Origin of the sequence: Deinococcus aestuarii (assembly GCF_018863415.1) — a bacterium.
Classification (GTDB): Bacteria; Deinococcota; Deinococci; order Deinococcales; family Deinococcaceae; genus Deinococcus; species Deinococcus aestuarii.
Genome location: NZ_JAHKSN010000019.1, coordinates 24,499 through 37,870, shown reverse-complemented (window position 1 = coordinate 37,870; position 13,372 = coordinate 24,499). Strand labels below are relative to the sequence as shown.

The window sequence follows — 13,372 nt, the reverse complement described above, 5'->3', positions numbered from 1 at the left end:
CGGCGGCGGGCCGGGCGCGTCCACGAAAGGGTGGGAGGCCGAACGCAACCGCATCCGGCTGGCCGCGCCGAGTCCAGCCCCGTCTCAGCGCACCCGGTCCAGCATCCCCCACACCTGGAAGAGGCCGCCCAGGGCGAGCATGTACGCGAGGGGCAACGCGCTCCAGGCCACGTTGCCGCGCGCCCCGCCCCGCCCGGCGAGGAAGAGGCTGCCGAGATACACCAGCGGATAGGCGAGCGAGCCCCAGCAGAAGGCCTGTTTCACCACGGAGAGGACGGCGGGCGGCGAGTTGGGGTCGGGGGTGCCCAGGGTCATCAGGCTCGCCGGGAGCACCAGAGGGTAGGCGAGCAGGGGCAGGGCGCCCAGGCCGCGCAGGACCCGGGTGAGCGTGCGCCCCGCCAAGTTCTTCGCGGCCCGGTCGTTCATGCGGTCCTCGCGCGGGGTGGGGACGGGGTTCAGGGCAGGCGGAGTGCTCTGGAAAAGGGGACGCTCCCAGTGTAAGCGGGCGGGTGGCCGCCGGACAGGGGCGAGGTCAGCGCCGCGCCGGGCGGGGGGGCGGCGCGGCGCAGCTCCGGCGCACGATGAGCCGCCCGGGCATCATCCGGTGGCCCTGGGCCATCACGCCGCCCTCCAGCGCCTGGGTCACGGCCCGCGCCGCCGCCTCGGCCATCGCCTCCACCGGCTGCTCGATCACCGTGACGGGCGGGTCCACGAGCGCCGTCCAGGGATAGTTGTCGAAGGTCAGCAGCGAGAGGTCATGGGGCAGGGTGAGCCCGCGCTCCCGGATCGCCCGGAAGGCGCCGATGGCCTGCGTGCCCGTGATCGCGATCAACGCGGTGGGCGGCTCGGGCAGGCCCAGCAGGTCGTGGGTGAAGGCGTAGGCGGTGTCCTCGCTCGGCAGGGCGACGCGCTCGTAGGCCGCGGGGACACTCAGGCCGCGCCCCCGCATCGCTTCCGGAAAGGTGCGCGACCGTTCCTCGGGGAAGACGAGGGGGTCGTGGGTGCCCAGCGCCGCGATGCGGGTGTGCCCCAGCCCGTGCAGGTAGCCCACGGCCCCGCGCATACAGGCCGCGTTGTCGAGGGTCAGGCTTGGAAAGGGCGAGCCCGGCGGCGTGTAGTCGTACTCGAAGAGGAAGACGCCCCGGTCCCGCAACCGCCCCAGGTACTCGCGGCTCTCCGGACCGTACCCCGGCCGCACCAGCATCGCCGCCACCCGCTGCCCGTAGAGCCGCTGGAGCTCGGGCAATTCCAGCCGGGCGGAGTACTCGTTCTCGCTGATGATCAACGTGTACCCCGCCGCCTGGAGCGTGCGCCCCGCCGTGCGCGCGAACTGCGCGAAAAAGGGCTCGACGATGCTCCCCACCACCAGCCCCACCGTCCGGCTCTGCCCCCCCCGCAGGCTCCCGGCCCGCACATCCGGCTCGTAGTGCAGTTCATCGATGGCCGTCCGCACCCGCGCGAGCGTCTCGGGCGTCAGCTTCCCGGGCTCACGCAGCGCGCGTTTGGCCGTCGTGGGGGAGACGCCCGCCAGCCGGGCGACATCCTGAATCGTGGACACGAGGCCATTGTAGGCCCAGAACCCCCCGCCCAAAAATGGCCCCGTGTCCATCACTGCACTCGGTCCAAGGTCGCGGTACTAGACGCGGCAGAGGGAGTGTGTTTCAATCATGGACACGAGACCATTTGCAGGGGAGGTTCGGGGAAAGAGGCCCCGCCCCACGTCCGCGAGGTTCCTGCTCACCCCAGGTCGCCCGCCCCCATGCCAGGCCGCCCCGCGCGGTCCCAGGAGGTTTTGCCATGAAAAGATTTGCTCCGCTCAGCCTCGCCCTCTGTGTCTCTTCCGTGTGGGCGACTGCGCAGGCCGCGACCACCATCACCATCGCCACGGTGAACAACCCCGACATGGTGACGATGCAGCGGCTCACCCCGGAGTTCAACAAGAAGTACCCCGACATCAACGTCAAATGGGTGGTCCTGCCGGAAAACGAGCTGCGTCAGAAGGTCACCCTCGACGTGGCGAGCAACGCGGGCTCCTTCGACATCGCCACCGTGGGCGTGTACGAGGTGCCGATCTGGGCCAAGAACGGCTGGCTCGACCCCCTGACGCCCCTCTTCCAGAAGAACGCGAGCATCGCCTCCTCCTACAAGCTCAACGACATCCTGCCCAGCGTCCGGAATGCGCTCACCGTCAACGGGCAGCTCTACGCCGTGCCCTTTTACGCCGAGAGCAGCATGACCTTTTACAACAAGGACCTGTTCAAGAAAGCCGGGCTCACCATGCCGCAAAACCCCACCTGGCAGCAGGTTCAGGGCTTTGCCAGCAAGATTCACAATCCCGCGGGGGGCGTGTACGGCATCTGCTTGCGCGGCCTGCCGGGCTGGGGCGAGAACATGGCCTTTATCACCACGATGGTCAACACCTTCGGCGGGCGCTGGTACGACCAGAACTGGCAGGCGCAGCTCAACACCCCGGCCTGGAAGAACGCGCTGACCTTCTACGTGGACACCCTCAAGAAGTACGGCCCCCCCGGTGCCACGGGCAACGGCTTTACCGAGAACCTGACCCTGATGAGCCAGGGCAAGTGCGGCATGTGGGTGGACGCGACGGTGGCGGCGGGCTTCCTCTCCGACCCCTCGTCCTCCAAGATCGTGAAGTCGGTCGGCTTTGCCAATGCGCCCGTCGGCCCCGGCACCCCGCGCGGCAGCAACTGGTTCTGGTCGTGGAACCTGGCGATCCCCAAGAGCACGAAAAATGAGGACGCCGCCTTCCGGTTCCTGACCTGGGCGACCAGCCCCGAGTACATCAACCTCGTCGCCAGGACGAAGGGCACCTGGGCCGCCGTGCCCCCCGGCACCCGCACGAGCACGTACACCAACGCGAATTACAAGAAGGCGGCGGGTGCCTTCAGCAACCTCGTGCTGAGCTCCATCAACCGCGCCGACGTGACCAAGCCCACCAAGGACCCGGTGCCCTACACCGGCATCCAGTACGTGTCGATCCCGCAGTTCCAGGCCCTCGGCACCCAGGTCGGGCAGTACATGGCGGGGGCCCTGAGCGGCCAGACCTCCATCGACCAGGCCCTCAAGCAGGGGCAGGACGCCGCCAACCGGGTCGCCAAGGAAGGCGGCTTCCAGAAGTAAGCCTTTTGAGCTCTCAGCGGTCAGCCGTCAGCCCTCAGCCTGGCTCTTCCTGCTGACCGCTGACGGCTGGGTGCCTTTCGCCCCACCCCCACAGGTGAGACCCCATGACCACGGTTCAGTCCCTGCCGACCACGGCGACGCGGGTGCCGCCCGCTCCCAAACGCGGTTTGAAACTCACGCCCGCCGCCCTGATCTGGCCCGCGATGCTGTACCTGATCCTGACGACGCAGGTGCCGTTTTTCATGACGGTGTACTACTCGTTTTTCCGCTACAACCTCGTGGACCCCAGCAGTCGCCCCTTCATCGGGCTGGCGAACTACCAGACGCTGCTCACCGATCCGCAGAACCTCCGCATCCTGCTCAACACGGTCGTGCTGGCGGGCGGCACCCTGATCCTGACGCTGATCATCGGCGCCGCGCTCGCGCTGCTGCTCAACCGGGAGTTCCTGGGGCGGACGGTCCTGCGCACCCTGCTGATCTCGTCGTTTCTGGTGATGCCCCTCGTGACGGCCGTGATCTGGAAGAACATGCTGCTGAGCCCCACCTCGGGCTTCTTCGCCTGGGTGGCGCAGAGCCTGGGCCTGGCGCCCGTGGACTGGCTGGGGCAGTTTCCCATGTTCTCGGTCATCGTGATGATCACCTGGGAGTGGACCCCCTTCGCGGCGCTGATCCTGCTCACCGGCCTGCAAAGCCTGCCCGACGACCAGATCGAGGCCGCGCGGCTCGACGGCGCCTCGCCCTGGCAGGAGTTCCAGCACATCGTCTTGCCCCACTGGACGCAGGCGATCCAGGTGGTCGTCTTGATGGAGACCGTCGCCCTGCTTCAGGTGTACGGCGAGATCTACGGCTCGACCTCGGGTGGGCCGGGCGTCGCCACGACGAACCTGCCGTACTTCATCTACCAGAAGGCCTTCGCCGAGTACAACATCGGCCTGGCGAGCGCGGCGGGCGTGCTCACCGTGATCCTGACGAATATCCTGGCGGTGTACCTGCTGCGGCTGATCAGCCGCACGGCCGCCACCAACCGGGGAGGCTGACATGACCACGGTTCCCACCTCGCGGGCAGGCCGCACCGTCAGTGACCGCCACCGGGCGCGCAATCTTGTGCTCACCGCCGTCACCTACCTGATCGTGCTGGCGTTCCTCTTCCCGCTCGTGTGGATGATCCTGAACGCCTTCAAGACCGAGGCGCAGGCCTTTGCCACACCGCCGGTCTTCTTCTTCACGCCGATTTTCGACAACTTCCAGCGGGCGCTGCCGACCTACCTGCCCGCGCTGACGAACTCGCTGGTCGCGGCGGTGGGCTCCACCCTGCTCGCCTTCCTCCTGGGGCTGCCCGCCGCCTTCGCGCTCGCCGTGTATCCCACCCGCCGGGCGCAGGGGGTCCTGACCTGGATGCTCTCGACCAAATTCATGCCCGCCGTGGGCGTGATCGTGCCCATCTTCCTGCTCTTCCGCAACCTGGGGCTGCTCGACACGCGCCTCGGCCTGATCCTGATGTATACGACGATGAATCTGCCGCTGGTCGTGTGGATGATGCATTCGTACATGTCCGAGATTCCCTTCGCCATCTACGAGGCGGCGAAGGTGGACGGGGCCTCGGTGGGGCAGGAATTCTTCCGGATCGCGCTGCCGCTCTCCATGCCGGGCATCTCCGCGACCGCGCTGCTGGCGCTGATCTTCGCGTGGAACGAGGTCTTTTTCGCGCTGAACCTGACCAGTTCGGACGCCGCGCCCCTCTCGGTGTTCATCGGGGAATTCAAGACCAGCCAGGGCCTCTTCTGGGCGCAGCTCAGCGCCGCCGCCACCCTGGTCGTGCTGCCGGTCCTGATCTTCGGCTGGATCGCCCAGCGCCAGCTCGTGCGCGGCCTGAGCTTCGGGGCCGTGAAGTAAGCCCGGGTCCCCTCCGCGGGGCACGCTCAACTCGTTTCAGGAGGACCCTCTATGGTCAAACTCTCCCTCTCCACGCTCCACGCCCTCGGTCCGGGGGTGGCCGTTCCGGCCTACGACCCACGGGCGCTGACCCCGGGCATCGTCCACTTCGGGGTGGGGGCCTTCCACCGCTCGCACGAGGCCATGTACCTCGACCGCCTGCTGGGCGCCGGGCAGGGCGAGGGCTGGGGCATCTGCGGGGTGGGCGTGCTGCCCTCCGACGCGCGGATGCGGGACGTGCTCGCCGCTCAGGACGGGCTCTACACCCTCGTCACCCGGTCGCCGGAGGGCACGTCGGAGGCCCGGGTGATCGGCGCGGTCCGCGAGTTCCTGTTTGCCCCGGACGACCCGGAGGCGGTGCTGGAGCGGCTGGCCGATCCCGCCACCCGCATCGTCTCCCTGACCGTCACCGAGGGCGGCTACAGCGTCAGCCCCGCGACGGGCGAGTTCGACCCCACGGGTGAGGACATCGCCCACGACCTCGGGACGGACGGGGCGCCCCGGACCGTCTTCGGCCTCATCACCGAGGGACTGCGGCGGCGCCGGGAGCGCGGTCTGGCGCCTTTCACGGTGATGTCGTGCGACAACCTCCAGGGCAACGGCCACGTGACGCGCCGGGCGCTGACCTCGTTCGCCCGGTTGAAGGACCCCGAGCTGGGCGAGTGGATGGACCACGCCGTCGCCTTTCCGAACTCGATGGTGGACCGCATCACGCCCGCGACGACCGACGCGGACCGCCGGGCTATTACGGCCGAGTACGGCGTCGAGGACGGCTGGCCGGTGGTGGCCGAGACCTTTACCCAGTGGGTGCTGGAAGACAGCTTCACCCTCGGGCGGCCCGCGCTGGAGACGGTCGGGGTGCAGGTCGTGGCCGACGTGGAGCCCTACGAGCTGATGAAGCTGCGGCTGCTCAACGCCTCGCACCAGGCCGCCGGGTACCTCGGCGTGCTCGCCGGGTACACGCTCGTCCACGAGGTCTGCCAGGACCCGCCCTTCGCCCGCTTCCTGCTCGACTACATGACCCGGGAGGCCACGCCGACCCTGCGCCCGGTGCCCGGCATCGACCTGGAGGCCTACCGCCACGAGCTGATCGCCCGCTTCTCGAACGCGGCGATCCGCGACACCCTCGCGCGGCTGATCGTGGACAGCTCCGAGCGCATCCCCAAGTTCCTGCTGCCCGTCGTGCGCGAGCAACTGCAACGGGGGGGCGAGGTCGAACACGCCGCCCTCGTCGTCGCGGCCTGGAGCCTCTACCTGGAGGCGGTCACGGGCGGGGACGGCGCGGCGGGGAACCTGCCCCCCCTGCACGACCAGCGTGCGGAGGCCCTGGCCGGGGCGGTGCGGCGGGAGGCGGAGGAGCCGGGGGCCTTCCTGGGTCTCCGGGAAGTCTTTGGGGACCTGGGCGAGGATGAACGCTTCCGGGGGGCGTACCTGGAGGCCCGCGAACGGCTGCGGCAGGGGGGGCCCCTCGGGGCGATGCGGGCGCTGCGAGAAAGGCCGCTGCCCGCGAACAGCGGCTCCGTCCTGACCTCCACCCCACCGCGGTGAACGGCCCCGGCACAAAGGAGCGACCATGACCGGCCCTGATTCCTCCCAGCCCCGCTCCTCCCGCACCAGCGTCCTGCACGGCCTGCGCGACCTGCGCTGGGAGACGCGCGAGGTGGCCTCTCCCGGTCCCCGCGAGGTCCGCGTGCGGGTGCGGCGCATCGGCGTGTGCGGCAGCGACATTCACTACTACACGCACGGGAAGATCGGAGGGTTCGTGGTGGAGGCTCCCCTCGTCCTCGGCCACGAGGTGATGGGCGTGGTGGACGCGGTGGGCGAGGGGGTGACCCGCGTGAGGCCGGGCGACCGGGTGGCCCTGGAGCCCGGCTCCCCCTGCCGCCGCTGCGCCTACTGCAAGCGCGGCGAGTACAACCTCTGCCCGGAGATGACCTTCATGGCGACGCCGCCCGTCCACGGGGCGCTCACCGAACACGTCCTGTGGCCGGACGACTTCGCCTTCAAGCTCCCCGACACGCTGAGCGACGACGCGGGCGCGTTGATCGAGCCGCTTGCGGTCGGGGTGTGGGCGGCGCGCAAGGGAAACGTGCAGCCGGGGCAGGCCGTCGCGGTTTTCGGGGCCGGGCCCATCGGATGTACCACGCTCCAGGCGGCAAAGGCAGCCGGGGCGACCACCCTCATCGCCGTCGATCTGGAGGACTTCCGCCTCGACCTCGCGCGGAAAGTGGGCGCGACGCACACGATCAACGCCCGAACGGATGACCCCATCGCCCGCATTCGTGAAATCACGCGGAGCGACCTCCCCCTTTCACACGCCGGGGTGGACGTGGCCTTCGAGACGGCGGGGAGCCTGCCGACCACCCGCCTGAGCCTCGCCGCGCCCCGGCCGGGTGGAACGACCGTCCTCGTGGGCCTGCCGCCCGACCCGGAGGTCAGCCTCGACCTCGTGTCGGCGGCGAGCCGGGAGGTCAGCATTCGGGGCGTGTTCCGCTACGCGAACTGCTACCCGGCGGCCATCGCCCTCGTCGAGAGCGGAGCCGTGGACCTCGACGCGCTCGTGACGCACCGCTACGCCTTCGAGCAGACGCCCGAGGCCTTCGAGTTCGCCGACCGCGAGAAACGCACGAGCATGAAGGTCATGATCGACGTGGGCTGAGCCCCCGCGCCGGGCCCCCTGGGCGGCCGCCACATGCGGGGGGCAGGGGGGCGTCTACCCGTCCGCTTGCCCCTGCCCGTCCAGTGGCCGACCGGCGCCCGGCTCTCCAGCGGCTGAGCCCCCTGCGTGGGCCGCGACCCACGGCGGCCTCGGGCTCTGGTGATCCACCTTGCACCGCGCCCGCCCGGGCCGTCAACCCTTCAAGGCCGGATAAAGGCGGCGGGGCAGACGGCCTCCCGACTCCCTTCCACTCTGGGTGATCGGGGACGGCGGCCCGTCCGTGCCCGTGGTCTCCTGAAGGCATGAACGCCCGGCTCCTCGACATCCGCCACATCTACCTGGAGCCCCGGGTCACCGAGTACGCGCGGGGCCGCGAGATTCTGGCCCGCTTCCCGGACGCGGGGCGCACCGAGGTGCCCTCCCACTGGAACATCCCCGGCCTGCACGGCAATGCGGGGCTGGTGCGCGACTGGGTGCGGCTCAAGCGGCAGGTGCTCGTCCTGGGCGTGCGCAAGACCTTCACCACCCGCGCCAACGGGCGCAGCGCCGACTGGATCGCGCCGGGGCTCGCCAACGGCTGCGCCATGAGCTGTGCGTACTGCTACGTCCCGCGCCGCAAGGGCTTTGCCAATCCCATCACGACGTTCGTGAACGTGGAGGAGACGTTGAGTGCCCTGCGCCGCCACGCCGCCAAGCTCGGGCCCAAGCCCGAACCCAACCAGGTCGATCCCGAACTCTGGGTCTACGACGTGGGCGAGAACAGCGACCTGAGTGTGGACGCCCTGCTCTCGGACAACGTGCGCGACCTCGTGGCGCTCTTCCGCGAGCTGCCGAACGCGAGGGCGTCCTTCGCCACCAAGTACGTGAACCGTGACCTGTTGACCTACGACCCCCAGGGCAAGACGCGGGTGCGTTTCTCGCTGATGCCGCGTCCCATCGCCCGCGTGCTCGACGTGCGGACCTCGCCCATCCGCGAGCGCATCGCCGCCGTCAACGACTTCGTGGAGGCGGGGTATGAGGTCCACCTCAACTTCTCGCCCGTCGTGATCTACGAGGGCTGGACCGCCGACTATGCGGAGCTGCTGCGCGAGGTGCGGGCTTCCCTCTCGGAGCGGGCCCGCGCGCAACTTGCCGCCGAGGTAATCTTCCTGACCCACAATGCGGGCCTGCACGAGGTCAACCTGGGCTGGCACCCGGGAGCCGAGCGGCTGCTGTGGCGCCCGGGCTGGCAGGAGACCAAACGCTCGGAACACGGCGGCGAGAACGTCCGCTACCGCCACGGCTTCAAGGGGAAGGCGGTCGCCCGCTTCACCGAGCTGCTGGCCCGCGAGCTGCCGGAGTGCCGGGTGCGCTACGCCTTCTGATCCGAACTCGTGAGGCGCAGACGAGGGCCGGGCGGACGGGCACGGCTCCGCAGGAGAGCAAGCCTAAGCGCGTGCCTAAAGGTCGAGCGGGACTGCTCAAACCCACGGTGGAGACGCGCTTTTTGCTTCCCTGCGCGTCCTCCCTTGTGGGGGACCGGGACAGCACGCACCGCGAGAGGCTGGGACTGGCATACCTCCGCAGGGAACGGGGAACGCCAGCGTCGTCCCAACGCGCTTCAATTCCCAGAATTGCGTCAAGACGGCGCCCCCACCGCTGGGTGAGGGCGCGCGGGTCCGTGGGGGTGAGGTCAGGGGGTGTAGGAGACGCCTGAGCCCGCCGCCACCTGCTTGCGGTAGGTCGAGGCGAAGACGTTTCCGGCGATGCGCCCCCGGTTGCCGCTGTTGGCAGCGTAGATGGCGAGGTCGTTGCCGAAAAGCGAGTTGCCGGTCATGTCGGCCTGGGCGCCGTAGTTGTACAGCACCGTGATGCCCGCCCCGCCCCGCAGTTCGGGGTTGTTGGTCAGGTTCAGCCCGACGCCTTGCAGCAAGACCGCGTACCCGTTCGCCTGGATGCGGTTGCCCGAGACAGTGATGTTGTCCGAGGTCAGTTGCACGCCCGTTTTCACGTTGCGGACCGTATTGTCCCGCACCTCGATGTCCCGCGAGCGGGTGTAGGACCCATAGGCGTTGATGCGGATGCCGTCCTCGTCGTCGGCGGTGCCGCCCGAGCCGTTGACGGTGTTGCCGCTCACGCGCCCGCCCAGGGTGGAGTGCACCAGGATGTTGCTCGAACTGTAGGGCACCCAGGCCCGGAACCCCGAGATCGTGTTGTTCTCGATCACGACGTCACGTACCTCGGTCACGCCGGAGGGCGTGTGAGGCATGACCTTGATGCCGTCCCGGCCGAACACGTCGACGGTGTTGCCCCGGTACACGACGTTATTCACGGCCTCCGTCTTGGTGCCGTCGTCGCTCATGTTGCGGATCACGTTGTTCTCGGCCGTGAAGCCGTTGCCCGCTGTGGCGAGAATGCCGATGCCGCCGACGGTGTTCGAGTTGGGCTGTCCGTTCCCGGTGATCGTGTTGCCGCTCAGCCGGGTGTTCTGGCTGCGGTACACCCAGATGCCGTGCCGGGTGCTGTCTGACACCGAGCTGTTCTCGATTACCGTGCCCGAGGAGTCGAATACGCTGATGCCGTTCGTGGGGGCACGGGTCACGCCCAGCGCCCGCAGCGTCACGTTCGTGCTGTTCGCCACCCGTACCCCCTCGATGTCCACGGACGGGGAGGTCGAGTTCGTGCGGTTGCCAATGATCTTCAGGCCCTGCACGGTTACGCCCGTGCTGTTCTTGATGAAAAGCACCGCGTTGTCCCCGTCGCGGATGAAGCTCCCGTCGGTCTGGAGGGTCGCGTTCTGGCCGCTGATGGTCTGCCCGTTGAGCCCCTTGAACGAGATCACGCGCCGCACCCGGTACGTCCCGGAAGGGAAGAAAAGACTCTTGCCCGACTCCGCTGCCCGCCGCAAAGCCTCCGTGTCGTCGGTCTGGCCGTCGCCCCGGGCCCCGAAGCTCTTCACGTCCACCGCGTTCCCCGGGATGGCGACTGGCGTCGGACTCGGGGTACTCGGAGTGGTGGGAGGGGTCGGAGCCGCCGTGGTCGTGCCTGTCGGGTCGATGATCAGGTAGTCGATAATCGCGTTGCGGTCGTTGAGGCCGCCGCCGTAGGCGTCGTTCACGAAGATCACGTCGAGGGTGTCGCCCGACTTCAGATCGAAGTTCCCCACCGTGAAAGCACTGTAGGTCGCTTGATTGAGTTCGACCCGGCCCTTCTCCGTGCCGTTCACCCGCAAGCTCACGATGGGATTGCCCTGATAGAGGTCGCCCCGGCCCTGCACCCGAACCGTGAAGCTTCCCGCCGCCAACCCTGCGGGCACCGAGAAGCGTACCGAATTGCCATTGCTGAGCAGTTCGACCGCTTGCCCCCCGCTGGCGGCAGCGTCGCTGACCACGTGCCCCCCACTCGGTGCCCCTGGATCGACCACCGTCAGCGCCTGGACCTCGCCTGCGGGCAGCGAAACGGTGGTGGCACGCTCCGCCTCCAATTGCATGGACGCTGCCCCCCCTCCCGCCGTGCTCTCCGGCCGCGAGGTTCCACAACCCACCAGCAGCGCGGCGGTAACGAGAAGAGCGAAGGATGGGTGGAAGCTTACAGAAGACTGATTTATCACGTCGTGAACCTTACTTCAATCTTAATTGGATTAACATGAAAAATTTCGCACTACACAATATCTCTAAGAGCTTCCTACAAGTACAGGAAATAACTGTCTGCTCCTACCACCCTAATGCCTGGTAGGAGCCCGATATAAATAAAAAGAGGAGTGATTACTAGATTTTGCTTTGCCTACCTCGAGTTCTAGCTGGGAGAGCTCCTTTGCCCGATTTTCATTCGTGATTTGCGATGGAAAAGTCAGCCGACATTCGACGTCCACAAGGGTACAGACGGGGCCGACTATAAACAGCAGCTATGTGAGAAAACCAAACAGAAAGTGAGAGGCCTCACCCAAGGGCTGGAGACAGAGGAGCTGGTCATCCGGCTTCGTGCTGAGGCCGTGCAGAGAGGTGCAACCTTCGGGTGTTCCAGGAAGCAGGGCGCGTGGGTGAGGTGCTTCGGGTCTTGGTGATCGCGGCGGCCTGAGCGTCCGTTGTTCATCCTGAAAAACGCCTACCTTCGGAAGTAGGCACAGGGCAGGTCCCGCACACCGATCTGGCGGGGACGCTGACAGACCAACCGGCCACAGCTTCAGGGGGAAACGCGCGTGACGCATTCGGTCATCTCGGAGGAACTCTTGCGGACGGGGGAGCCCCAAGCCCCGACCACCGCTCCGCTGCCGGGCGCCGCCCCGTCCGGCGAGTCGCCCGACGTCCGGGTGCAGGTTCCCACCACCGGGGACCTCGACCGGCGAGCGCTCATGAATGGGGTGATGCTCGCAGCGGCCGAGGCGCTGGCCGTCTGGTTCACGTCTGGGCTGGTGCTTCACTTCACGGTCACCCACATCGGCCGCTTACCCTGGCAGCTCGGTTTCACGGCGACCTGGCTTACGGTGGCGACGCTCATCCGCAGCTACCCCGGGTACGGCCTGGATGCCAGCGAGCGGCTGCGGCGCACGGTGATCCCAGCGGTGGCGGCCTTCCCGACCCTCCTGGGCGCCGCGCTCGCCGAAGGGTTGGGCGTGGGTGCGGCGTTGCTGCTTGTCCTGGGGCTGGGGTTGGGTATTCCCGCCGCCCTCCTCGCCCGCATTGGAGCGCGCTGGCTGCTGCGCCGCGTAGGGGTTTGGGGGGTGGACGTGGCCGTGATCGGGCACGGCGAGGCCGCCGCCCTGCTGACACAGACGCTGAAAAGCGACTGGAGCTTGGGTTACCACCCGGTTGCGCACGGCCAGGCGAATGTCGCCATCCTGGCGGTGCCCAATATCCCGTACGCGGTACGTGACCGGTTGCTCGATGGGCCTCTGGTACTCTTTCGCCGGGTTCTGGTGATGGTGAGCCAGCCCGCCTCGGACAGCCGCTGGGCGGGCTCTCACCACTTGGGCAATTTCAGCGTGCTGGAGGCCCGGCGGAGGCACCTGGAGCCCGGCGACCTGCGGCAGAAGAGGGTCTTCGACCTGCTGGTAGTGGCCCTGCTCTTCCCGGTGCTGACGCCGCTGCTGCTGCTCGTAGGGCTCGCGGTGGCGCTCGACTCGCGCGGCCCGGTGCTGTACGGGGCGCCGCGTCTGGGGTGGCGGGGGGGCTCCTTCCGCTGCTGGAAGTTCCGCAGTATGCACGAGAACGCCGAGGAGCGGCTCGCCGAACTGCTCGACCAGGACCCCGAGGCGCGGGCTTACTACGACACCTACCACAAGCTCCGGGACGACCCGCGCGTGACCCGGGTGGGCCGCTTCCTGCGCCGCACCAGCCTCGACGAGCTGCCGCAGCTTCTCAACGTCCTCCGGGGCGAGATGAGCCTCGTCGGCCCCAGGCCCTACCTGCCGCGCGAGCGGCCCAAGATCGGCACCCACGCCGACGTGATCCTGAGCTGCCGCCCCGGCATGACCGGGTGGTGGCAGGTCTCGGGCCGCAGCGGCACGAGCTTTCAGGGCCGGGTGCAGATAGACCTCCAGTACGTGCGGCGCTGGAGCCCCTGGCTCGACCTCACGCTCCTCGCGGCGACCGTCCGCGTGGTTCTCGCCCGCAAAGGAGCGCACTGATGGATCTCCCAAGCTAGGAGACAGACGGGCGTGTG

The 13,372-nt window shown here is 68.4% G+C and carries 10 protein-coding genes; 7 read left to right on the top strand and 3 right to left on the bottom strand.

Annotated features, from left to right (window positions below):
• Nucleotides 1-84: 84 nt before the first annotated feature.
• Nucleotides 85-426, bottom strand: coding sequence for a hypothetical protein (locus tag IC605_RS18400; RefSeq protein WP_216327589.1), 342 nt, complete (start codon nucleotides 424-426; stop codon nucleotides 85-87).
• Between the two features lie 106 nt (nucleotides 427-532).
• Complete coding sequence (locus tag IC605_RS18395) at nucleotides 533-1,558, bottom strand: LacI family DNA-binding transcriptional regulator (protein ID WP_343216663.1); 1,026 nt, start codon at nucleotides 1,556-1,558, stop codon at nucleotides 533-535.
• A gap of 239 nt (nucleotides 1,559-1,797) precedes the next feature.
• On the opposite strand from IC605_RS18395, the gene IC605_RS18390 reads away from it, so the two are divergent.
• The 6 genes from IC605_RS18390 to IC605_RS18365 all read left to right on the top strand — a co-directional run bounded on the left by IC605_RS18390 (nucleotide 1,798) and on the right by IC605_RS18365 (nucleotide 9,096).
• Nucleotides 1,798-3,141 carry an ABC transporter substrate-binding protein gene (locus IC605_RS18390; RefSeq protein WP_216327582.1) on the top strand — a complete coding sequence of 448 codons (1,344 nt, stop codon included), beginning with the start codon at nucleotides 1,798-1,800 and terminating at the stop codon, nucleotides 3,139-3,141.
• 104 nt (nucleotides 3,142-3,245) lie between these two features.
• Entirely contained in the window at nucleotides 3,246-4,178 is a 933-nt protein-coding gene (locus IC605_RS18385) for a carbohydrate ABC transporter permease (protein ID WP_216327580.1), read from the top strand.
• Between the two features lies 1 nt (nucleotide 4,179).
• Nucleotides 4,180-5,034 carry a carbohydrate ABC transporter permease gene (locus IC605_RS18380; protein WP_216327579.1) on the top strand — a complete coding sequence of 285 codons (855 nt, stop codon included), beginning with the start codon at nucleotides 4,180-4,182 and terminating at the stop codon, nucleotides 5,032-5,034.
• 51 nt (nucleotides 5,035-5,085) lie between these two features.
• Complete coding sequence (locus IC605_RS18375; protein ID WP_216327577.1) at nucleotides 5,086-6,621, top strand: mannitol dehydrogenase family protein; 1,536 nt, start codon at nucleotides 5,086-5,088, stop codon at nucleotides 6,619-6,621.
• Nucleotides 6,622-6,646: 25 nt separating this feature from the next.
• Entirely contained in the window at nucleotides 6,647-7,732 is a 1,086-nt protein-coding gene (locus tag IC605_RS18370) for an NAD(P)-dependent alcohol dehydrogenase (protein WP_216327575.1), read from the top strand.
• A 302-nt stretch (nucleotides 7,733-8,034) separates the two neighbouring features.
• Nucleotides 8,035-9,096 carry a spore photoproduct lyase family protein gene (locus IC605_RS18365; protein WP_216327573.1) on the top strand — a complete coding sequence of 354 codons (1,062 nt, stop codon included), beginning with the start codon at nucleotides 8,035-8,037 and terminating at the stop codon, nucleotides 9,094-9,096.
• 308 nt (nucleotides 9,097-9,404) lie between these two features.
• On the opposite strand, the gene IC605_RS18360 is transcribed toward IC605_RS18365, so the two are convergent.
• Nucleotides 9,405-11,201: a right-handed parallel beta-helix repeat-containing protein gene (locus IC605_RS18360; protein ID WP_216327571.1), complete on the bottom strand. Its 1,797-nt coding sequence runs from the start codon at nucleotides 11,199-11,201 to the stop codon at nucleotides 9,405-9,407.
• A 708-nt stretch (nucleotides 11,202-11,909) separates the two neighbouring features.
• Between IC605_RS18360 and IC605_RS25435 the strand changes: the two genes are divergently transcribed.
• The gene (locus IC605_RS25435) at nucleotides 11,910-13,337 is read left to right on the top strand and encodes a sugar transferase (RefSeq protein ID WP_216327568.1); all 1,428 of its coding nucleotides are present in this window, start codon (nucleotides 11,910-11,912) and stop codon (nucleotides 13,335-13,337) included.
• Nucleotides 13,338-13,372 lie beyond the last annotated feature (35 nt).

Excerpts from the sequence above, each read along its gene's own strand:
- IC605_RS18380 (WP_216327579.1), top strand. The coding sequence starts at position 4,180 with ATGACCACGGTTCCCACCTCGCGGGCAGGCCGCACCGTCAGTGACCGC.
- IC605_RS18375 (WP_216327577.1), top strand. The coding sequence starts at position 5,086 with ATGGTCAAACTCTCCCTCTCCACGCTCCACGCCCTCGGTCCGGGGGTG.
- IC605_RS18390 (WP_216327582.1), top strand. The coding sequence starts at position 1,798 with ATGAAAAGATTTGCTCCGCTCAGCCTCGCCCTCTGTGTCTCTTCCGTG.
- IC605_RS18385 (WP_216327580.1), top strand. The coding sequence starts at position 3,246 with ATGACCACGGTTCAGTCCCTGCCGACCACGGCGACGCGGGTGCCGCCC.
- IC605_RS18360 (WP_216327571.1), bottom strand. The coding sequence starts at position 11,201 with ATGCAATTGGAGGCGGAGCGTGCCACCACCGTTTCGCTGCCCGCAGGC.
- IC605_RS18370 (WP_216327575.1), top strand. The coding sequence starts at position 6,647 with ATGACCGGCCCTGATTCCTCCCAGCCCCGCTCCTCCCGCACCAGCGTC.
- IC605_RS18400 (WP_216327589.1), bottom strand. The coding sequence starts at position 426 with ATGAACGACCGGGCCGCGAAGAACTTGGCGGGGCGCACGCTCACCCGG.
- IC605_RS18365 (WP_216327573.1), top strand. The coding sequence starts at position 8,035 with ATGAACGCCCGGCTCCTCGACATCCGCCACATCTACCTGGAGCCCCGG.